Origin of the sequence: Streptomyces sp. NPDC001714 (assembly GCF_042892755.1) — a bacterium.
GTDB lineage: Bacteria > Actinomycetota > Actinomycetes > Streptomycetales > Streptomycetaceae > Streptomyces.
Genome location: NZ_JBIAUL010000015.1, coordinates 44,176 through 64,052 on the forward strand (window position 1 = coordinate 44,176; position 19,877 = coordinate 64,052).

Consider the following 19,877-nt stretch of genomic DNA (forward strand, 5'->3'; position numbering starts at 1 on the left):
CGACGGTTCCGGATCGGCCGGCCAGGACTTCGCTCCGCCATCCGGCGGATCTGTGCGGTGAGGGCAAAACGTTTACGGACTTCGATCGATGTGGCTACTATCTGCCACCAGTCGCCGGACTTTGGCGATTTTTTCCTCATGGATGCACCGAACGGTGGGGGGAGTGTCCCTAGGGTGACCGTATTTGGCAGGTTTGGGGGTAGGCGGGCCAGAAGCATGGCCGTCGAGAACCAGCCATCGGACGCTGCGCCGACGTCAGCTGACCTTCTCTCACAGCCGGTCGGGGCGGGCGGCGGCTCCGTCCGACTGCCCCTGCGTACCGTTCTGATCATCCTCGTGGTCGTACCGAGCCTCGCGCTCGCGCCCCTGTGGGGCCTGAGCACGTACCAGCTGACCACCCGCTGGCAGTCGGAGAAGGCCCAGAGCGACCTGAGCGCCTCGCTGGGCCGGCCGTCGTCCGTCCTCTTCCAGTCCCTCGACGAGGAGCGACGGCTCACCGCGGAGATGCTGGCCGACCCCGGCCCCGCCACCCGCGGCAGGCTGGTCGCCGCGCGTGCGGCGACCGACAAGGCGGTGACCGGCTTCCGCCCGCTGGCGGACGAGAGCACCTCGCACGGGCAGCAGGGTCTCGGCACGGCCCTGTCCGGCACCGTGCGCGTTCTCGACCGGCTCGCCGTGCAGCGCAAGGCGGTGGACACCGGGTCGGCCGGCCAGAAGGCGGCGTTCGACTACTACGGCGGCGCCATGGACTCGCTGATCGACGTCTTCACCGCGCTCGGCCGCCGGAGCAACGCCGAAGTCGCCCTGCTGGCGAACACCCTGGTCGACCTCAACGGCGCCATCGACAGGATCGGACGCGAGGACGCCCTGCTCGGGCGCGACTGGCAGACCGGGCATCTGAAGGTCAGTGAATACGACGTGTTCGTCGATGCCGTCGGCGCTCAGGAGTACCTGCTCCAGCGGGTCTCCCTCGGCCTCACCGGTGCCGAACTCGACGCGTACAAGAAGATGACGTCCGCCAGGTCGTGGGAAACCCAGCACAGCCTGGAGGAGCAGGTCATCGTCGCCGGCCCCCACCACTCGCCGGGTGAGCTGGAGCTCGGCCGGATCCACACCCAATGGCGCACCTCGTTGGACGCCAACCGCCCGCGGCTGCTGAATCTGGTCCGGGTCCGGGTCGCGCACCTCGACAAGGTCTCCGCCGACAGCGTCAGCCGGCTCCAGTGGACGCTGATCGTCGTCAGTGCCGTCGGCCTGCTCGCCGTGATCCTGGTCATCCTCAGCAGCTGGCGTCTCACCGTCCTCCTGCGCCGGCGCATCTACGCCCTGCGCGAGGAAGCCGTGGAACTCCAGCAGCGGCTGCCCGACGTGGTGTCCCGGCTGGAGCGTGGTGAGAACGTCGACGTGGACCGCGAGGTCCGGCTGGTCGAGCCCACCCCCGACGAGCTCGGCGAGCTCGGGCGCGCCCTGAACGCGGCCAGCCGCAGCGCCGTGGCCACCGCGGTGCGGCAGGCCGAACAGCACCGCGGCTTCGAGCGGCTGCTCCAGCGGATCGCCCGGCGCACCCAGATCCTCATCGGCCTCCAGCTGCGCAAGCTGGACGAGCTGGAACGCAAGCACGAGGACCCTGAGGTGCTGGAGGGCCTGTTCGACCTGGACCACCTCACCGCCCGGCTGCGCCGCTACGAGGAGAACCTGGTCATCCTCGGCGGCGGCCAGCCGCAGCGCCGCTGGCGCAAGCCGGTCCGGCTGCTCGACGTGCTGCGCGCCGCGCAGGGCGAGGTGCAGGACTACCGCCGGATCACGATCGACGTCGAGGACGAGCCCTGGGTGTCCGAGCGGGCGGTGGGCCCGCTGGTGCACATCCTGGCGGAACTGATGGAGAACGCCGCCGCCTTCTCCAAGCCGCCGACCCCGGTCGAGGTACGGGCCGCGCGGGTCGGCCGGGGCGTCGCGGTCGAGATCGAGGACCGTGGCCTGGGCATGGAGCCGGAGCACTACGCCGCCGCCAACGCCCTGATGGAGGCGCCGCCGCAGCTCGACGTGATGACCCAGGCCGACGACGTACGGCTCGGCCTGTACGTGGTCGCCCGGCTGTCGGCGGGCCTGGGCCTGCGGGTGGAGCTGCGGCCGTCCGCCTTCGGCGGCACCCGGGTGGTCGTGCTGCTGCCGGGACAGGTGGTGGTGGAGCAGCCCGGCCCGGCGCCCCAGCCGGTCGTGCTCACCGCGGAGGTCCTGCCGCGCCTGCCCGGTCCACGGCCGTACCCGCACGACGCAGATGTCGGTCCGCGGGCGCCGTACGAGGGCGGGCGGCTGCCCACCCGGGCCAAGGGACACGCGATGGCGAACGTCACCGCCTCCGGTCTCCGGCCGTCGGACGAGAACGAGGCATCCCCGTCCACGCCGACCGCGGCGCAGCCGCTGCCCCAGCGGGTCCGCCAGGCAAGCCTGGCGCCCGAACTCCAGATCCCGGCGGAAGCGGAGGATCTGGATGAGCCGGATCTCTGGACGGTCCCCGGCCGGCCCGGCCGGTCCGGGGCCACGATCGGCGCGTTCCAGCGGCAGTCCCTGCTGGCCCGCAGCGGGGGCGACTCGGACGACGGCACCACGGACGGCGTCGGCGTCGGCGACGGTTTCGGCATCGGCACCCGCCGCAGCGTCGACGGTGCCTTCGCCTACGCCGGCGACGACAGCCGCGACAACGACGGCAGCAGTGGCAGCGGCGACAACGACGGCAGCGGCGGCAGCGACGGCAGCGACGGCAACAGTGACGGCACCGGCTTCGGTGAAGGCAGTGGTGAAGGACCCGCCTCGTCCGACCGGCCCGGCTCTCCTAGGACGGATGATCGAGAATGACGCAGCGTACGACGGCCACCGACGCGGATCTGGACTGGCTTCTGGACGGCCTGGTCGACCAGGTCACGGGCACCCGGCACGCCATCGTGCTGTCGGACGACGGCCTGGTGATGAGCCGTTCGCGGACCATCGACCGCTCGGACGCCGAGCGGCTCGCCGCGATCGCCACCGGCCAGCAGAGCCTGGCCCGCGGCGCCGGGCAGCTCTTCGGCGGCGGCCCGGTGCACCAGGTCATCGTCGAGATGGCCGGCCTGTGGCTGTTCGTGATCTCCGCCGGCCGCGGCACCCACCTGGCGGTGACCGCCTCCCAGGAGGTCGACGCCGAGCTGATGAGTGTCGCGATGCACACCCTCGTCCAGCAGGTGGGCCGGCGGTTGGGCACCGACGCGCGTACTCCGCCGTCCGATGACGCGGGGAGAGCCGGATGAGGCACTGGACCGAGGGGTTCGACGACGGTGACGCCGACGAGCAACTGGTCCGTCCCTACACGATCACCAGCGGGCGCACCGCCCCCGAGCGGGCTGATCTGACGCTGATCACCCTGGTGACGACGCTGCCCGAGGTCACCACGCAGGCGGCGCTCGCGGTGCGCAGGATGCAGCCGGAGCACCGTACGATCCTCGGGCTCTGCCGGGAATCCAAGGCGGTGGTGGAAGTCGCCGCCAAGCTGGGCCTCCCGGTGTCGCTGACCAAGATCCTCATCGGCGATCTGGTCGACTCCGGCTATATGTGGGCCCGTTCGCCGCAGCCGCTCACCCGCGCCGGCGGCCTTCCCGACATGACTATCCTCGAGGCGGTGAGAGATGGACTACGCAGGCTCTGAGCACGCGGACCACACGGCGGGCCGTACGGACACCGCTCCCCTTGCAGTGAAGATCCTGGTCGCCGGCGGGTTCGGCGTCGGGAAGACGACCCTGGTGGGCGCGGTGAGCGAGGTCGCCCCGCTGCACACCGAGGAGTACCTGACCCGGGCCAGCGTCGGCGTGGACGACCTGGAGGGGGTGAACAACAAGTTCACCACCACCGTCGCGCTGGACTTCGGGCGGATCACCATCAGCGGCGACCTCGTGGTCTACCTGTTCGGCACCCCCGGCCAGGAGCGCTTCTGGTTCATGTGGAACGACCTGGTCAACGGGGCGATGGGCGCGGTGGTCCTGGTCGACACCCGGCGGCTGGAGGTGAGCTTCGCCTCGATCGACTTCTTCGAGAGCCGCGGCATCCCCTTCGTCGTCGGCGTCAACTGCTTCCACGGAGTCCGCGACCGGTCCGCGGAGGAGATCCGCGCGGCACTCGCCCTCGACCCCCAGGTGCCGCTGGTGCTCTGCGACGCCCGCGACCGGGCGGACGGCCGCGACGTGCTGCTGGCGCTCGTCGACCACTTGATGGCCGGCCAGTCCGCCACGGCCGTGTAGGCACGTCCCGGGGCCGGGTGACCCGCTCAGAGGGCCAGCACACCCACCGGCTGGTCGCCGCTGACCTCCCCGGTCCTCCGGAAGCCCAGCCGCAGATAGAACTCCTCGGGCCCGTCCGGTCCTGCATGCCAGGTGACGTACATCTCCTTGCCGCCCCGGCGGCGGATCTCCGCGGCCACCGCCTCGACCGCGAACCGGCCGTAGCCCCTGCCCTGTTCCGCCGCGTCGATGGTGAGGCGCCACAGGCCGGAGCGGAAGAGCGTGCCGTCGGTGCGCCAGTCGATGTCGAGGAAGGCCATCAGAAAGCCGACCGTGCGGTCTCCGTCGACGATCAGGCGCGGCCAGGCGACCCCCGCGGGATGGACGTACGCCTCGGCGAGGGACTCGGCGACCGGCTCGACGTTGTGTTCCTGCCCGGGCCGGACGCGAATGCGGAGCGCCGCCGCCAAATTCGCGGCGGTCACTTCTTCGAGGCGGAGCAGAGAAGGCATCCGTGCACTCTAGAACGGCCGTTCAGTAACTGCTCATGCAATTTCCGAAACGGACCGCGCGGTTTCATCCCAGCTGACGGTAGCGGCCCCGGAAATACATCAGTGGTCCGCCTTCCGCGCTCGGCAGTTCGGCGGTGAGGACGCGGCCGATGACGAGGGTGTGGTCGCCGGCCGTGAGGCGCTGTTCGGTGCGGCACTCCAGGGTCGCGAGGGCGCCGCCGACCAGCGGGGCGCCGCTGGCCCGGCCGCGGACGTACGGGATGTCCTCGAAGAGCAGGCGGTCGCTGATGCGGCCCTTCATCGCGAAGCGGCCGGCGATGTGGCGCTGGCTCTCGGTGAGCACGGAGACCGCCCAGCGCGGCTGTTCGTCGAGAAGGTCGTCCATCCGGGAGCCCTCGCGCAGGCTGACCAGCACCAATGGCGGGTCGAGCGACACCGACATGAACGCGGTGGCGGTCATGCCGACGTCCTCGCCGGCCGGCGCCAGCGGGTCGTCCGGGTCCAGCGACGGCTCCTGCGCGGTCACCAGGACCACACCGGCGGCCAGCCGGGAGAGGGCGGCCTTGAACGCTTCGTTGCTCACCCCCACAGCATGCCCGGTGGCTTCTGCGGCGGCGGCGGAGGGAGTCTTCAGCACGCCGGAAACGCTAGTGTCGGACCCGGCGCGGCCGCATCGGCCATCGGCCCGAGCCGGGTCCTAGGACCAAGGGCCGGGCGCGGTGCGGTGAAAGGCCGTAACGTGCATCATGTGCGCACACCCGCAAAGGCTGTGTTCAGTAAACACACAGGGAAAACGCGGAAACTCCACGCAATTGTTCACGTTCTCCTGTGACTTGAGTCACAAGGGGCCTTAATTGTTGACCCTGTGTACCGAGTGGGCAGCGCGCTGTGATTCAGTGGCGGGGAAAAGTAGCGCCGAAGCAGACCCTTGATTCGCTGCGAGGTCTCGGGGGGAGGGCGAGCATGGAGACCGAGTCGGAGCCCTACGTCCGTCTTGCGTCCCTGCGACAGCTGCACCAGGTCATGGCCGACATGAACACGGCCCGCAGCCTGGCGGACACACTGCAGACCGTCGCCGACGGCGTGATCACCGCTCTCAACTACGAGATGGCGTGCGTCAACCTCGTACGCCCCGACGGCGACCTAGTGGTCGCCGCGTTCTCCGGCAACTCCGCCGCCGAGGCCCTGATCACAGGGCGGGTCGGCTCCCGTGAGTCCTGGGAGCGGCGGCTGAGCATGGGCGAGAACTGGGGCGACCTCGTCTTCATACCGCACACCGAGGGCTGGGTCCTCGACGACGACGACGTCCCGCAGTGGTACACCGACGGCCCCGCTCCGCGCTTCGAGGACGAGTGGCACCCCTCCGACCGGCTCTTCGCGCCGATGTACACGCCCGGCATATCGGGCAGCTCCTGTGGCGAACTGCTCGGCGTGATCTCCGTGGACCGCCCGCGCAACGGCCGCCACCCCGGCGCCTGGGGCCGCGAGGCCCTGCAGATGTACGCCTTCCAGGCCGCGATCGCGATCAGCAACGCGCGTCTACGTGCGAATATGCAGCGGGCACTGGTCAGGCTGGAGCGCGAGCAGCAGGCGCTGCGCGCCAGCGAGGAGAGCTTCCGGCAGGCCTTCGAGTACGCCCCCTCCGGCATGGCGATAGCCGAGATGGGCGGCGACCAGCACGGCCGAATACTGCGCAGCAACGACGCCCTCTGCCGGCTGCTGGGCCGCCCCGCCTCCGCGATGCGCCGCTACTCCTTCTCCGACCTGGTCCACCCCGAGGACATCGGCACCCTGCTGCGCACCTCCGCGGAGGGCGGCCGCGCGGAACTCCGCCTGGGCCGCCGTGACGGCACCTACGTCTGGGTCTCGCTCCGGAACTCCGTCGTCGCGGACGCCGCCGACGGCCCCCGCTTCCTCCTCACCCACGTCGAGGACATAGAGGAACGCAAGCGCCGGGAGCTCCAGCTCGCCCACCGCGCCTCCCACGACTCCCTCACCGGCCTCCCGAACTCCGCCGAGCTGCGCTCCCGGCTCTCCTCCCGGCTCTGCCGCCGCGCAGACGCCGGCGGCGCCCTGGAGTCCCTGGACGCGGCCTACGGCCACCCCGCCTACGACGTCAACGGCCACGGCTTCGACTTCGCCGGCACGGCACAGTCGTACGACGGCGGCTACGACCACCACGTGCACACCGTCGCCCCCGAGGAGGGCCGCGACGACGGCGCCAAGGGGCTCGCGGTGCTCTTCTGCGACCTCGACGGCTTCAAGTCGATCAACGACCGGTTCGGTCACAACGCGGGCGACGCCGTCCTCATCGAGGTCGCCCGCAGGCTCAGCCGGGGCGTCCGCGACGGCGACACCGTGGCCCGCCTCGGCGGCGACGAGTTCGTGATCCTCGCCGACGGCCTCGGCAAGGCCGACGCCCAGGACCTGGCCGTACGCCTGCGCAACGAGATCATCCAGCCGATCCGCGCCGAGGGCCGGGCCGTCCGGGTGGGCGCCAGCTTCGGCATCGGGTGGGCGCACTGCGGAATGACGGCGGACGAAGTCCTGAAATCCGCCGACGAGCGGATGTACGTAGAGAAACGATCTCGTCCCAAAGCACATCGCCGTGCCGGATGATCCGCAGGTCATCGCGCTGATGCGATCCGAGTCACCCGTTTGGCTCAGCCAGACCGGGTAGGCTCGACTCTCAATACCTGTACCGCATCCGCCCGCACCTGTTGAGGAGTACCAAGGGATGACGCCCGGCGACAACGGCGCGAGCACGCCCGAGGACGACGACCCGTTCGGCTACCTCTACGCCGATGGTCAGGCCAGAGGGGCCCAGCCGCCGTCCGGCTCCGGTGGCTACGGCTACCCGCATCAGGTCAGCAGGGTGCGCTCGGTCGGCGAGCGCACGTACGGCGGCCCGCAGCAGGCACCGCAGCCGCAGTACGGCGGCCAGACCATCCCGCAGCAGCCGGCCGGCTACGGCCAGCAGCCGAACGCGGCCTACCAGGCCCCGGAGACCTTCCCGGGCGGCGCGCCCACCAGCCGCCAGGCCCCGCAGAACACCGGCCGCGGCCGGGGCCCGAACACCAAGGGCCTCCTCATCGGCGCCGTCGCGGTCGTGGCCGCGGTCGTCATCGGCATCAGCCTTGCGATGATGAACGGCAACGGGGACGACGACAAGGCAAGCGGCGGCGCCTCCACCACCCCGAGCCAGTCCCAGAGCGCGTCCCCGAGCCCGTCGAGCACGAGCTCGGTGTCGGCGTCCGGCGACATCGCGCCGGTCGACGCGAAGACCTTCCACCTGGACGGCGGCGCGAGCACGGCCTCGGACGTCAAGGGCGCGAAGTCCCAGGGCGGCATCTACGTCACCAACTTCAGCCAGACAGGCGCCGGCGTCACCTGGACGGTCAACGGCATCCCGTCGGACGGCCTCTACACGGTCTACGCGCACTACAGCGCCGTACAGGACCAGAGCATGACGCTGTCCATCAACGGCAAGACGTTCGGCAGCAAGTTCCCCCTGAACAACTACACGGGCCAGAGCGACCCGACCAAGGCCTGGACGACCAGCTACACGTACCCCACCCTCACCAAGGGCACCAACGTCATCTCCCTGTCCTGCCAGAGCGGCGACAGTTGCGACGTCCTGCTGGACCAGATGTGGCTCAGGCAGGGCAAGCACACGAACAAGGACTAACCGGCCGCAGGCCCACCGGTCACCGCGACCTGGCCGAGCAGCTTCTCGTACGCCATGCGGTCGAACTCCCCGGCCGCCGCGGCCCGAACCGTCGCCGCCGACAGGGCCACCGCGCGGGTCAGGCGGTCCGGCCAGGGGAGTTGTTCGACCAGGCCGGAGAGGAGACCGGCGACCACCGAGTCGCCGGCGCCGGTCGGGTTGCCGTGTTCGCGGGTGGGTGGGGTGGCGCGCCAGCGGCCCTCCGGGGTGAGGGCCAGCAGGCCCTGCGCGCCCAGGGAGGCGACCACCGTGCGGGCGCCCCGGCGCCGCGCGTCCTGGGTGGCGCGGGACGGGTCGTGGGAGCCGGTGAGTTCGGCCAGTTCGTCGGCGTTCGGCTTGACCAGGTCCGGCCGGGCCGCGACCCCGCGCCGCAGCGGCTCACCGCTGGTGTCGAGGAGGACGGGGACGCCGACGGAGCGGGCCGCCTTTATCAGGCCGGCGTACGCGCCCACCGGGACCCCGGGCGGCAGGCTGCCGCACAGCGCCACCGCCGAGGCTCTGCCGAGCAGTTCCTCGTAGTGGTCCAGGAAGGCGCCCCACTCGGCCGGGGCTATCTGCGGACCCGGCTCGTTCAACTGGGTCGTGTCGCCGGTGAGTCCGTCCACGACGGCGATGGTGCGGCGGGTCGGACCGGTGACCGTCAGCAGCGCGTCCCGCACGCCTGGAGTGTCCGCGAGCCGCTCCCGTACCGCCCGCCCGGTCGCGCCGCCCGCGAACCCGGTCACCGTCGTCTCGTGCCCGAGCGCGGCCAGCACCCGGGCCACGTTCACGCCCTTGCCGCCCGGCCGTTCCGTCACGTCGGAGACGCGGTGCGAGGTGTGCGGGCGCAGGGCGCCGACCCGGTAGGTGATGTCCAGGGCGGTGTTCAACGTGACGGTGAGGATCACCGGGCGACCTCCCTCGTGCATGCCCGTGCCATCGGTGGGGGCACGATCATGCCAAAGAGACGGCGACCGGCCTAGGTCGCCGTCTCCCAAGAGATGGTCGCCGTCAGGCCAGTTCGGGTGCGACCACCCAAGTACCCTTCCGCATCACGCCCTTCAGCGTGAAGTCCGCGTCCAGGACGAGCAGGTCGGCGTCCTTGCCGGGCTCCAGGGAGCCGACGCGGTCGTAGAGGCCCAGCAGCCGGGCCGGGTTGGCGGACAGCGCGGCGACGGCGTGCTCGACGGGCAGCCTGTCGACGGTCACCGCCCGCCGCAGCGCGCGGTCCAGCGTCAGCGTGGAGCCGGCGATGGCACCGCCGTCCACCAGCCGGGCCACCCCGTCGGTGACGTCGACCTCCAGGGGGCCGAGGAGGAAGCGGCCGTCACCGCTGCCGGCCGCGTCCATCGCGTCCGTGATGAACGCGACCCGGTCGGGCCCCGCGTGGTGGAAGGCCAGCTGGAGCGCGGCGGGGTGCAGGTGGGTGCCGTCGTTGATCAGCTCCACCGTCACCCGCTCGTCCTCCAGGAGGGCGGTGATCGGGCCGGGCGCGCGGTGGCCGATCTGCGGCATCGCGTTGTACAGGTGGGTGGCGACCGTGGCGCCCGCGTCGATCGCCGCCAGCGTCTGCTCGTACGTCGCGTCCGTGTGGCCGACGGCGGCGATCACGCCGTGCTCCGCGAGCAGTCGTACCGACTCGATGCCGCCGGGGAGTTCGGTGGCGAGCGTGACCATCTTGGCGTGCCCGCGTGCCGCGTCGACCAGCTTGCGGACCTCCGCCGGGTCCGGGTGCCGCAACAGCGCCTCGGAGTGGGCGCCCTTGCGGCACGGGGAGATGAAGGGGCCCTCGAAGTGGATGCCGGCGACGTCGCCCTGCTCGGCGAGCTCGGAGAGGAGACCGGCCTGGCGGGCGAGGACGTCCATGTCGTCGGTGACGGTGGAGACGACGAGCGTGGTGGTGCCGTGCGCGCGGTGCGTGTGGACGCCGGTGAGGACCTGGTCCGCGGTGCCGGAGCTGAAGGAGGCTCCGCCGCCGCCGTGGTTGTGGATGTCCACGAAGCCGGGCAGGAGCCAGTGGCCGGTGAGGTCGACGAGGTGGGCGTTCTCCGGGGCGTGGGCGGCGATCTTCGTGCCGTCGACGACCAGGCGCCCCTTGTCGACCACTCCGGTCGGGAGGACTGTCCGGGCGCCGTCGAGGATCAGGCGGTGCGTTCCGGGCTGCGGGAGCGTCGTGGCTGGTCGCGCCCGCGCGGCGGTAGCCGCAGATTGGACACTGCCCCGCGCCCCTGACGGGGCGCTGTCGTGCGGCTCGTTCGCAGCCATCAGGGGGTTACCTCCGGAATAGTCGTTAGTAGGTCCTGGGCGAGGAGGCCGGCGCCCAGACAGCCGGCCGTGTCTCCCAGTGCGGCCGGGACGATCGCGGGGAGCTTCTGGAACGTCACCCGGCGCTCCACCGCCTCCCGCAGCGGGTCGAACAGGACGTCACCCGCCTCCGCCAGGCCGCCGCCGATGATGAGGACCCGTGGGTCCAGCAGGGTGAGGGCCGTGACCAGGCCGTCGGCCAGGGCGGCCACCGCCTCGCCCCACACCCGGACGGCGTTCGGGTCACCGGACGCGACCGCCTTCGCGCAGTCCGCCGCGTCGGCGTCCGGGTCGCCGGCCGCCTTCGCCCACGCCTCGCTCACCGCGGCCGCCGACGCGTACCGCTCCAGACAGCCGTGCTGCCCGCACGGACAGGGGGCACCCTGCGGCCGTACGACGACATGGCCGATCTCGCCCGCGAAGCCGTGCGCGCCCGACTCCACCCGGCCGTCCAGGCCGAAGCCGCCGGCGATCCCGGTGCCGAGGGCCACGAAGAAGAAGCGGTCCGCGCCCCGGCCCGCGCCGAGCCTGCCCTCGGCCAGGCCGCCGGTGCGGACGTCGTGGCCGAGGGCGACCGGGATGCCGAGGCGGTCGGCGAGGAGGGCGCGCAGCGGGACGTCGCGCCAGCCGAGGTTGGCCGCGTAGACCGCGACGCCGGCGCGTTCGTCCACGATTCCGGGGACCGCGAGGCCGGCCGCGGACGCGGGCTCGCCGAGGTGCTGCTCGCCGTACGCCCGCAGTTCGGCGGCGAAGTCGAGGATGGCGGTGACGACGGCGTCGGGGCCGCGGTCCCGGCCGGTCGCCCGGCGGTCCCGGTGGAGCAGCTCGCCGTCCGGGCCGACCAGCGCGGCCTTCATTCCGGTGCCGCCCACGTCCAGGGCGATGACATGTCTCACGGGAACAGTGTGGCCCGCCGACCCGCAAGAGGTCTAGTCCACTTGCGTGGTGTAGACCTTATGGGTCCACATATTGAACGGCGAGACAGTTAGACAGGGGCAGTACACGTGCGGCGGCGTAGGGCAGGAATGATCGCGGTGGTGTCCGCAACGGGCATGACGGCGGTCCTCGGTGGGTGTGGGACGACGGGCTCCTCGGACGTCACCCTCAGACTCGTCGCCGCCGACTACGGGGACTCCGCCGCCAACAGCTCCCAGAAGTACTGGGACAAGCTGGCCAAGGCGTACGAGGCCCAGCACTCCGACGTGAAGGTCGACGTCACCGTCTACTCGTGGAACGACGTCGACCGCAAGGTCAAGGACATGGTCGCCGCCGGCAAGGCCCCCGACCTGGCGCAGATCGGCTCGTACGCCGACTACGCGGCCGCCGGCAAGCTGTACGAGGCCGGTGACCTCCTCTCCATCCCGGTCCAGGCCGACTTCCCGTCCCAGCTCGCCGAGGCGGGCCAGTGGAACCACGCGCAGTACGGCATACCCTTCGCCGCGTCCACGCGCGTCCTCTTCTACAACAAGACCCTCTTCTCCCAGGCCGGCATCACCACCCCGCCCACCACCTGGGACGAGCTCGAGGCCGACGCGAAGGCGCTCAAGGCGGACGGTGTGAAGTACCCGTACGCGCTGCCGCTCGGCCCCGAGGAGGCGCAGGCGGAGACCATGCAGTGGCTGCTCAGCGGCGGCAGCGGCTACACCGACGACACCGGCACGTACACGATCGACTCCTCGCAGAACATCGACACCCTCACCTGGCTCAAGGACGAGCTGGTCGGCAAGGGCCTGACCGGTCCGGTGGCCCCCGGCAACCTGAACCGCGCGACCGCGTTCGCCGCCTTCGCCGACGGCCAGGTCGGCATGCTCAACGGCCACCCCACGCTCATCAAGCAGGCCGAGAAGAAGGGCGTGAAGTTCGGCGCGGTCCCGATGCCGGCCCGCGCGGGCCAGAGCACCAGCACCGCGTCGATGGGCGTCGCCGACTGGATGGCCGCGTTCAAGCAGAACGGCCACGCCGAGCAGATCGGCGACTTCCTGAACTACGTCTACAGCGAGAAGAACGTCCTCGCCTTCTCCCGCGAGTACGGTCTGCTGCCCGTCACCACGTCCGCGTCCCAGACGATGACCGACTCCACGCAGGCCGAGGACAAGCAGCTGCGGCCCTTCCTGGAGCAGCTGCCCACCTCGGAGCTCTACCCGGCGGGCAAGACCTCCTGGGCGGCGATCAGCGCCGACATCAAGAAGCAGATCGGTACGGCGGTGAGCCCGGGCGGCAACCCGACCGGTGTCCTCACCCGGATCCAGGCCGAGGCCGCTACGGCCGACAGCCGTACGGCCGGGACCGGCTGAGCGCTACGGTTCTCGTCATGGACCGGCACGAACTGGGCGTGCGCGAGCAGGCCATCCTCGCCCTCGAACGCCGGGGCTTCCCGAGCCCCGGCGCGAAGGAACGCGCGATACGCGAGGAACTGGACCTGGCGCCGGTGCGCTACTTCCAGCTCCTGAACGCCCTGCTGGACGACGAGCGGGCACTGGCCCACGATCCGGTGACGGTGAACCGGCTGCGGCGGGTGCGGGAGGCGCGCCGCTCGGAGCGCTGAGCCGACGGTTCTCCGCCCCCGCCGCCCCTACCCGTCCCGTCCTCCAGGGGGCTGCGCCCCCTTCGGCCCCCATCGGTGGAAATGGATCTGCGGGCCGGTGGGGGCTGGTCGCGCAGTTCCTCCCCCAGCCTTCGGCCGGGGGTGCCCCCAGCGCCCCTACGGGGCGCTGCTCCTGAAGGGGCGCTGTCCTGGACCCCCGACGGGATAGTGTCGGTCTTCATGGGAACCCACATCACGGAACCCCTCCCGACGCCGCGCACCGCGGCCGGTCGCGACGGCCTCGCCGCACTCGTCTCGCAGCCCCGCACCGCCCTCGTCGGCCTCGACTTCGACGGCACCCTCGCGCCGATCGTCGCCGACCCCGAGCAGGCCCGGGCCCACCCGGACGCCGTACCGGTGCTGGCCGCGCTCGCCCCGAAGGTGGCCGCCGTCGCCGTGGTCACCGGCCGCCCGGCCGAGGTGGCCGTCCGCTACGGCGGCTTCGCGGGCGTACCCGGCCTGGAGCACCTCGTCGTCCTCGGCCACTACGGAGCCGAACGCTGGGACGCGGCGACCGGCGAGCTCACCGCACCGCCCCCGCACCCCGGCATCGCCGCCGTCCGCACCGAACTCCCCGCCCTGCTCGACCGTGCCGGGGCCTCGCACGGCACCTGGATCGAGGAGAAGGGTCGGGCGATCGCGGTCCACACCCGCCGCGCCCCCGATCCCCAGGCCACCTTCGAAACCCTCCGTGACCCCCTCACCGATCTCGCCACCCGGCACGGCCTGATCGTCGAACCGGGCCGCCTCGTCCTGGAACTCCGTCCCCCGGGCATGGACAAGGGCGTGGCCCTGCGCGAGTACGCCCGCCACATCTCCGCGGGCGCGGTCCTCTACGTCGGCGACGACCTGGGCGACATCCCGGCCTTCGCCGCCGTCGAGAAACTCCGCGAGCAGGGCGTCCCCGGCCTCCTGGTGTGCAGCGGCAGCACAGAGGTGACAGAGCTGGCGGACCGGGCGGACGTGGTGGTGGAGGGCCCGGAGGGAGTCGTACGACTGCTGAGAAGCCTGGCCGCTCTGAGCGCTTCATGACTTGTAACGCCCTGTACGGAAGCGCCCCGTAAGGGGCGCGGGGAACTGCGCGAGAAGCCCCCACCGGCCCGCAGCCGAACCACTACCCGGGGCTCCCGGCCAACGCCTCAAGCTGCTCAAGGAACCAGGCCGCCGGCGGCAACGCCGTAGCCGCCTCGGCCAACCGTTTGCAGCGCTCCGCCCGCTCCTCCACCGGCATGGCCAGCGCCAGCGCCAACGCCTCCGCCGTCCCCCCGATGTCGTACGGGTTCACGACCACCGCGTCCTCGCCCAGCTCCTCGTACGCCCCGGCCTCCCGCGACAGCACGAGCACACACCCCTCGTCCGACACCACCGGGATCTCCTTCGCCACCAGGTTCATCCCGTCCCGGATGGGGTTGACGAGCGCCACGTCGGCCAGCCGGTACGCCGCCAGCGACCGCGCGAAGTCGTCCTTGACGTGCAGTACCACCGGTGTCCAACCGGGCGTCCCGTAGGCGGCGTTGATCTCGTCCGCCACCCGCCGCACCTCCGCCGTGTAGTCGCGGTAGACGGAGAGGTCCTGCCGCGACGGATACGCGAACGCGACGTGCACGACCCGTTCCCGCCACTCGGGGTGGTCGTCGAGCAGCTGCCGGTACGCCAGCAGCCCCCGCACGATGTTCTTCGACAGCTCCGTCCGGTCGACCCGGACGATCGTCTTCCGCCCTTCCCCGATCTCCTCCCGAAGAGCGGCCATCCGCTCGCCCACGTCCGGCTCGTGCGACCGCTTCCGCAGGAAGTCCGCGTCGGCCCCGAGCCCGTGCACCCCGATCCGGGTGCCGCCGGGGCCGGAGGCCGGATCGGCTGCCGGGATTCCCGGGCCCAGCACCGCGTGACAGCAGGCGACGAACGCGTCCGCCCACCGTCGCGTCAGGAACGCGGCGTGATCGGCGCCCAGGATCCCGCCCAGCAGCTCCGCCGCGATGTCGTCGGGGAGGAGCCGGAAGTAGTCCGGCGGCGCCCACGGGGTGTGGGAGAAGTGGCCGATGCGGAGGTCGGGGCGGAGCCGGCGGAGCAGCCGCGGGGCCAGCGCCAGGTGGTAGTCCTGGATGACCACCACCGCGCCTTGCCCCGCCTCCTGTGCCAGCGCTTCCGCGAAGGCACGGTTGTAGGCCTGGTACGAACCCCACTGCCGCCGGAACTCCGCGTCGAAGACCGGCTCCAGCGGGGTCTGGTAGAGCATGTGGTGGACGAACCAGAGGACCGAGTTCGCGATGCCGTTGTACGCGTCGGAGAACACCTCCGCGTCGATGTCGAGCATCCGGACCTGCTGCCGCCCGGTGTCCCCGGCCGGCAGCCTGCCCCCCTCGGCCCGGCGCACCGCCTCCCGGTCACCGTCGCTCAGCGCCGCGCACACCCACACCGCGTTCGCGTCCGGCCCGATGGCCGACAGTCCCGAGACCAGTCCGCCGCCGCCCCGTTTGGCGTACAGCGAACCGTCTTCGCGCAGGTCGTACGAGACCGGGCCGCGGTTCGAGGCGACCAGCACCTCGGCACCGCCGGTGGAAGCCATGGGGGAAGCCATACGCCACAACCTAGCCCGGCCCGTAAACGCTCAAACGTACGGCCGCGCCCGACGCGCCGCCGTATACGGCCGTACGACGAAGTCACGCCATCCGGTACGCGGCCCTACGGCGACGTCGCTCACGCCACCCGGCGCTCGGCGTACTCCGCGATCTCCGCCATCGGCGGCCGTTCCTCCGTGTCCACGGAGTAGGTGCGCGGTTCGAAGCCGTCCTCGCCCCGTTCGAACTGGGTGAGGGAGGGGCGGATCAGGTGGCCGCGGGCCAGCCGGAGCTGGGCCGTGCGGTAGATCGCGGCGGACATCCGGCCGAGGGCCTGGCCGTCCTGGTGGCGGTGCTTGCGGACGCCGACGTCGACCTGAGCCAGCGCGTCGAGGCCCACCAGGTGCAGGGCGTCGACCAGCATGCCCAGCTCCACGCCGTAGCCGACCGGGAAGGGGAGCTGTTCGAGGAGGCTGCGCCGGGCCGCGTACTCGCCGCCGAGCGGCTGGACGAAGCCGGCCAGCTGCGGCCAGTGCATGTTCAGCAGCGGACGGGCCATCAGCTCGGTGACCCGGCCGCCCTGCCCGGCGGTGCCGGCGAGCGGGCGGTCGTACATCGCCTTGACCAGGTCCACGTCCGGGTCGGTCAGCAGCGGGCCGACGATCCCGGTGACGAAGTCGGAGGAGAACTCCCGCAGGTCGGCGTCGATGAAGCAGACGACGTCCCCGGTGGTGACCAGGAGGGAGCGCCAGAGGACCTCGCCCTTGCCGGGGGCGGCCGGGATGCGGGGCAGGATCGCGTCGCGGTGCACGACGCGGGCGCCGGCCGCCGCGGCGACGGCCGCCGTGCGGTCGGTGGAGCCGGAGTCGACGACCACGATCTCGTCGACGAGCGGTACCTGCTGCATGAGGTCGTGGCGGATGATCGCGACGATGTCGCCGACGGTCTCCTCCTCGTTGAGCGCGGGCAGCACGACGCTGACCGTCTGTCCGGAGGACCGTTTGGCGGCCATGACCCGGTGCAGGGGACGATCGGTTACGGACCAGGAGCGGGTGGCCAGCCAGCGCTCGACTTCTTCCAGCACGGTCAGCGGCTCCTCACTGTCACGGTCACACGACGAGGTGTGATCCATCTCGCGGTTCGGACGACTCTCTCAACTGTCCTGGCCTTCGGTTACAGTCTTGAACAACGCCGATGACCATCGCATGTCCTGAGGCCACCCGGCGCTGACAACCGCATACCGCTCATCCAGAGGGGCAGAGGGATACGGCCCGTTGAAGCCCCGGCAACCCTCCAGTCGGTTACTCGTAGATCGCCGATCAGTGTCGATCGCTCGCGAGGCTCCCGGCTAGGGAAGGTGCCAAATCCGTCTCACGGCGAGATGCGTCGTGAGGAAGATGAGGAGAAAGGGCCTCGCCTCACATGGCTGTGCAGACTGTTGCAAGCACCACGGATTCCACCGTCGACCTCGGTCCCGCCGCTGCCCTCAGCTGCCGCGAGTGCGGTCACCGGGTGCCGCTCGGCCCGGTGTTCGCCTGCGAGGAGTGTTTCGGCCCGCTGGAGATCGCGTACGACTTCTCGGCCTACGACACCGAGGAGCTCCGCAAGCGGATCGAAGCGGGTCCCGCGAACATCTGGCGCTACGCGCCGCTGCTGCCCGTCCCCGCGGACGTGGCCACCAAGCCGAACATCAACCCCGGCTGGACCAAGCTCGTCAAGGCCGACAACCTGGCGAAGGAGCTGGGGGTGACCGGCGGGCTGTACGTGAAGGACGACTCCGGCAACCCGACGCACTCCTTCAAGGACCGGGTCGTCGCCCAGGCCGTCGAGGCCGCCCGCGCCTTCGGCTACACCACCCTCTCCTGCTCCTCCACCGGCAACCTGGCCGGCGCGGTCGGCGCCGCCGCCGCCCGGGCCGGCTTCCGCTCCTGCGTGTTCATCCCGCACGACCTGGAGCAGGGCAAGGTCGTCATGGCCGCGATCTACGGCGGCGAGCTCGTCGGCATCGAGGGCAACTACGACGACGTGAACCGTTTCTGCTCCGAGTTGATCGGCGACCCGGCCGGCGAGGGCTGGGGCTTCGTCAACGTCAACCTGCGGCCGTACTACGCGGAGGGCTCCAAGACCCTGGCGTACGAGATCTGCGAGCAGCTCGGCTGGCGGATCCCGGACCAGCTGGTCATCCCGATCGCCTCCGGCTCGCAGCTCACGAAGATCGACAAGGGTCTGCAGGAGCTGATCAAGCTCGGTCTCGTCGAGGACAAGCCGTACAAGATCTTCGGCGCCCAGGCCGAGGGGTGCTCGCCGGTGTCGGTGGCCTACAAGGAGGGCCACGACGTGGTCCGTCCGCAGAAGCCGAACACCATCGCCAAGTCCCTCGCCATCGGCAACCCGGCCGACGGGCCGTACGTCCTGGACATCGCGCGGCGCACCGGCGGTGCCGTGGAGGACGTCACCGACGAGCAGGTCGTCGACGCCATCAAGCTGCTGGCGCGGACCGAGGGAATCTTCGCGGAAACCGCCGGCGGGGTGACGGTTGGAGTCACCAAAAAGCTCATTGAGAATGGGTTGATTGATCCGGCGAAGTCGGTCGTTGTACTCAACACCGGTGATGGACTGAAGACGCTGGACGCGGTCGCGGGGACCGGGCTCACCGCGACCATTCGCCCGAATCTCGAGTCTTTCCGCGAGGCCGGGCTCGCCTGAGTCCCCTGAGAAATAGGGCGTTGCCCAGACCGGAGGTAAAAACGTGAGCGTCACTGTTCGCATCCCGACCATCCTGCGCACCTACACCGGTGGTCAGGCCGAAGTCGCCGCCGAGGGGGCCACTCTCGGCGAGGTCATCTCGGACCTGGAGAAGAACCACACCGGGATCTCCGCACGCGTTCTCGACGACCAGGGCAAGCTGCGCCGGTTCGTCAACGTGTACGTCAACGACGACGACGTGCGGTTCGAGCAGGGCCTGGAGACCGCCACCCCGGACGGGGCCGGCGTCTCCATCATCCCGGCCGTCGCCGGCGGCTGACCTGCGGACCTGCTTGACAGGCTGATCGAATGACCGAACATTACCTTCGGTAACGCCGATCACCGACTGTTCACCTGATTGCCCCCTCCGTGAGAGAAGCGGAGGGGGCAATTCTGTGTGGTTGAGCGCGGTACAGTTGGGGAACACGGCCCCGATCTCCAGGTCGCGGGCCCCGTATTCGATACCGCGAGCCCGCCAAGAAGTAGCCAAAGTGCGTGGGTTTTATGCGGCTTTTGTGGCCTTTATGGGGCCCGACTTGCCCTGAATTCGGCCGAATTCTTGCTACATTCCGGACCCCGTCCGTCCAGAATTCTCGTCCGATTGACCTGTTGCAGACGGCAGTTGGACAGATACATTCAGCCGCGGTCGACGCGTTCCGGCGCACGCCCCCAACCAATGGGGGGTGAGGTCTGACCCGGATCCGCGAAGTGTGGATCTGTGCAAGGGCCAGTAATAGGGGAGTTAGGCATGGCTCAGGGCACCGTCAAGTGGTTCAACGCGGAGAAGGGGTACGGCTTCATCGCGGTCGACGGTGGTGCGGATGTTTTCGTCCACTACAGCGCGATTCAGATGGACGGCTACCGCACCCTGGAAGAGGGTCAGCGGGTCGATTTCGAGATCTCGCAGGGCCAGAAGGGGCCGCAGGCGGACATGGTCCGGCTGGCGACCAGCTGAAGCACGCGCCGACTGACAGCGACGTTCTTCTGTACTTCTTCGAAGGGCTCGTGCCTCCCGGGGCACGAGCCCTTCGGCATGTCCTGAGCCATGTTCCCGGGCCCCGGTCCTCGAGAGCCGCTTGCGCCCGCCCGTCGCCCGACCGCCACCCCCCAACGAGCACTCGCTTCGCGAGCGCGCCTTGCACTCTCCTGGGCCGAGTGCTAATCATTGGCGTTAGCACTCTGAAGGTGAGAGTGACAACGAAGGACCGGGTCGGTGAGGCC

19 protein-coding genes and 1 riboswitch are annotated in these 19,877 nt (G+C 70.8%); of the genes, 12 read left to right on the plus strand and 7 right to left on the minus strand.

What is annotated here, in order from left to right:
- Positions 1 to 336 precede the first annotated feature (336 nt).
- Genes ACFY0P_RS33780 through ACFY0P_RS33795 form a run of 4 tightly spaced genes read left to right on the plus strand, consistent with a single transcriptional unit; the run spans position 337 to position 4,268 of the window.
- A complete protein-coding gene (locus ACFY0P_RS33780) occupies positions 337 to 2,856 on the plus strand; it encodes a nitrate- and nitrite sensing domain-containing protein (RefSeq protein WP_388921809.1) in 2,520 nt (839 codons plus the stop codon).
- Entirely contained in the window at positions 2,853 to 3,284 is a 432-nt protein-coding gene (locus tag ACFY0P_RS33785) for a roadblock/LC7 domain-containing protein (protein ID WP_388921812.1), read from the plus strand. Before ACFY0P_RS33780 ends, ACFY0P_RS33785 begins: the two co-directional genes overlap by 4 nt.
- On the plus strand, positions 3,281 to 3,679 hold the full coding sequence (locus ACFY0P_RS33790) for a DUF742 domain-containing protein (RefSeq protein ID WP_388921815.1): 399 nt from the start codon (positions 3,281 to 3,283) through the stop codon (positions 3,677 to 3,679). The genes ACFY0P_RS33785 and ACFY0P_RS33790 overlap by 4 nt, the downstream gene beginning before the upstream one ends.
- Positions 3,660 to 4,268 (plus strand): ATP/GTP-binding protein, encoded by a 609-nt coding sequence (locus tag ACFY0P_RS33795; RefSeq protein WP_388921818.1) that lies wholly within the window; start codon positions 3,660 to 3,662, stop codon positions 4,266 to 4,268. The genes ACFY0P_RS33790 and ACFY0P_RS33795 overlap by 20 nt, the downstream gene beginning before the upstream one ends.
- 26 nt (positions 4,269 to 4,294) lie before the next feature.
- Here the strand turns inward: ACFY0P_RS33795 and ACFY0P_RS33800 are convergent, their stop codons facing one another.
- Positions 4,295 to 4,759, minus strand: a complete 465-nt coding sequence (locus ACFY0P_RS33800; RefSeq protein ID WP_388921821.1) for a GNAT family N-acetyltransferase — start codon at positions 4,757 to 4,759, stop codon at positions 4,295 to 4,297.
- Between the two features lie 64 nt (positions 4,760 to 4,823).
- Complete coding sequence (locus ACFY0P_RS33805; RefSeq protein WP_388921824.1) at positions 4,824 to 5,342, minus strand: flavin reductase family protein; 519 nt, start codon at positions 5,340 to 5,342, stop codon at positions 4,824 to 4,826.
- Between the two features lie 380 nt (positions 5,343 to 5,722).
- Between ACFY0P_RS33805 and cdgB the strand changes: the two genes are divergently transcribed.
- Positions 5,723 to 7,378, plus strand: coding sequence for a diguanylate cyclase CdgB (gene cdgB, locus ACFY0P_RS33810; RefSeq protein WP_388921827.1), 1,656 nt, complete (start codon positions 5,723 to 5,725; stop codon positions 7,376 to 7,378).
- A gap of 118 nt (positions 7,379 to 7,496) precedes the next feature.
- Positions 7,497 to 8,447, plus strand: a complete 951-nt coding sequence (locus ACFY0P_RS33815) for a carbohydrate-binding protein (RefSeq protein WP_388921830.1) — start codon at positions 7,497 to 7,499, stop codon at positions 8,445 to 8,447.
- Here the strand turns inward: ACFY0P_RS33815 and ACFY0P_RS33820 are convergent.
- The 3 genes from ACFY0P_RS33820 to ACFY0P_RS33830 form a co-directional block, all read right to left on the minus strand.
- Positions 8,444 to 9,373: a 1-phosphofructokinase family hexose kinase gene (locus ACFY0P_RS33820; protein ID WP_388921833.1), complete on the minus strand. Its 930-nt coding sequence runs from the start codon at positions 9,371 to 9,373 to the stop codon at positions 8,444 to 8,446. The two genes, ACFY0P_RS33815 and ACFY0P_RS33820, sit on opposite strands and share 4 nt — an antisense overlap.
- 103 nt (positions 9,374 to 9,476) lie before the next feature.
- A complete protein-coding gene (gene nagA / locus ACFY0P_RS33825) occupies positions 9,477 to 10,730 on the minus strand; it encodes an N-acetylglucosamine-6-phosphate deacetylase (RefSeq protein ID WP_388921836.1) in 1,254 nt (417 codons plus the stop codon).
- A complete protein-coding gene (locus tag ACFY0P_RS33830; protein WP_388921839.1) occupies positions 10,730 to 11,665 on the minus strand; it encodes an ROK family protein in 936 nt (311 codons plus the stop codon). The genes nagA and ACFY0P_RS33830 overlap by 1 nt, the downstream gene beginning before the upstream one ends.
- A gap of 129 nt (positions 11,666 to 11,794) precedes the next feature.
- Between ACFY0P_RS33830 and ACFY0P_RS33835 the strand changes: the two genes are divergently transcribed.
- The 3 genes from ACFY0P_RS33835 (at position 11,795) to otsB (ending at position 14,385) form a co-directional block, all read left to right on the plus strand.
- Positions 11,795 to 13,063, plus strand: coding sequence for an extracellular solute-binding protein (locus tag ACFY0P_RS33835; RefSeq protein ID WP_388921841.1), 1,269 nt, complete (start codon positions 11,795 to 11,797; stop codon positions 13,061 to 13,063).
- A 17-nt stretch (positions 13,064 to 13,080) separates the two neighbouring features.
- Positions 13,081 to 13,314 (plus strand): DUF3263 domain-containing protein, encoded by a 234-nt coding sequence (locus ACFY0P_RS33840; RefSeq protein WP_388921844.1) that lies wholly within the window; start codon positions 13,081 to 13,083, stop codon positions 13,312 to 13,314.
- A 219-nt stretch (positions 13,315 to 13,533) separates the two neighbouring features.
- On the plus strand, positions 13,534 to 14,385 hold the full coding sequence (gene otsB, locus ACFY0P_RS33845; RefSeq protein ID WP_388921847.1) for a trehalose-phosphatase: 852 nt from the start codon (positions 13,534 to 13,536) through the stop codon (positions 14,383 to 14,385).
- An 82-nt stretch (positions 14,386 to 14,467) separates the two neighbouring features.
- Here the strand turns inward: otsB and ACFY0P_RS33850 are convergent, their stop codons facing one another.
- A complete protein-coding gene (locus ACFY0P_RS33850) occupies positions 14,468 to 15,919 on the minus strand; it encodes a trehalose-6-phosphate synthase (protein WP_388921850.1) in 1,452 nt (483 codons plus the stop codon).
- A 131-nt stretch (positions 15,920 to 16,050) separates the two neighbouring features.
- Entirely contained in the window at positions 16,051 to 16,995 is a 945-nt protein-coding gene (locus tag ACFY0P_RS33855) for a glucosyl-3-phosphoglycerate synthase (RefSeq protein ID WP_388921853.1), read from the minus strand.
- A 157-nt stretch (positions 16,996 to 17,152) separates the two neighbouring features.
- A riboswitch (SAM riboswitch) is annotated at positions 17,153 to 17,315 on the plus strand.
- A gap of 18 nt (positions 17,316 to 17,333) precedes the next feature.
- Between ACFY0P_RS33855 and thrC the strand changes: the two genes are divergently transcribed.
- The 3 genes from thrC to ACFY0P_RS33870 all read left to right on the plus strand — a co-directional run bounded on the left by thrC (position 17,334) and on the right by ACFY0P_RS33870 (position 19,611).
- Positions 17,334 to 18,617, plus strand: a complete 1,284-nt coding sequence (gene thrC, locus ACFY0P_RS33860) for a threonine synthase (RefSeq protein ID WP_388921856.1) — start codon at positions 17,334 to 17,336, stop codon at positions 18,615 to 18,617.
- A gap of 43 nt (positions 18,618 to 18,660) precedes the next feature.
- The gene (locus tag ACFY0P_RS33865; RefSeq protein ID WP_294001193.1) at positions 18,661 to 18,936 is read left to right on the plus strand and encodes a ubiquitin-like small modifier protein 1; all 276 of its coding nucleotides are present in this window, start codon (positions 18,661 to 18,663) and stop codon (positions 18,934 to 18,936) included.
- 468 nt (positions 18,937 to 19,404) lie between these two features.
- Entirely contained in the window at positions 19,405 to 19,611 is a 207-nt protein-coding gene (locus tag ACFY0P_RS33870) for a cold-shock protein (RefSeq protein WP_019057200.1), read from the plus strand.
- Positions 19,612 to 19,877: the final 266 nt, after the last annotated feature.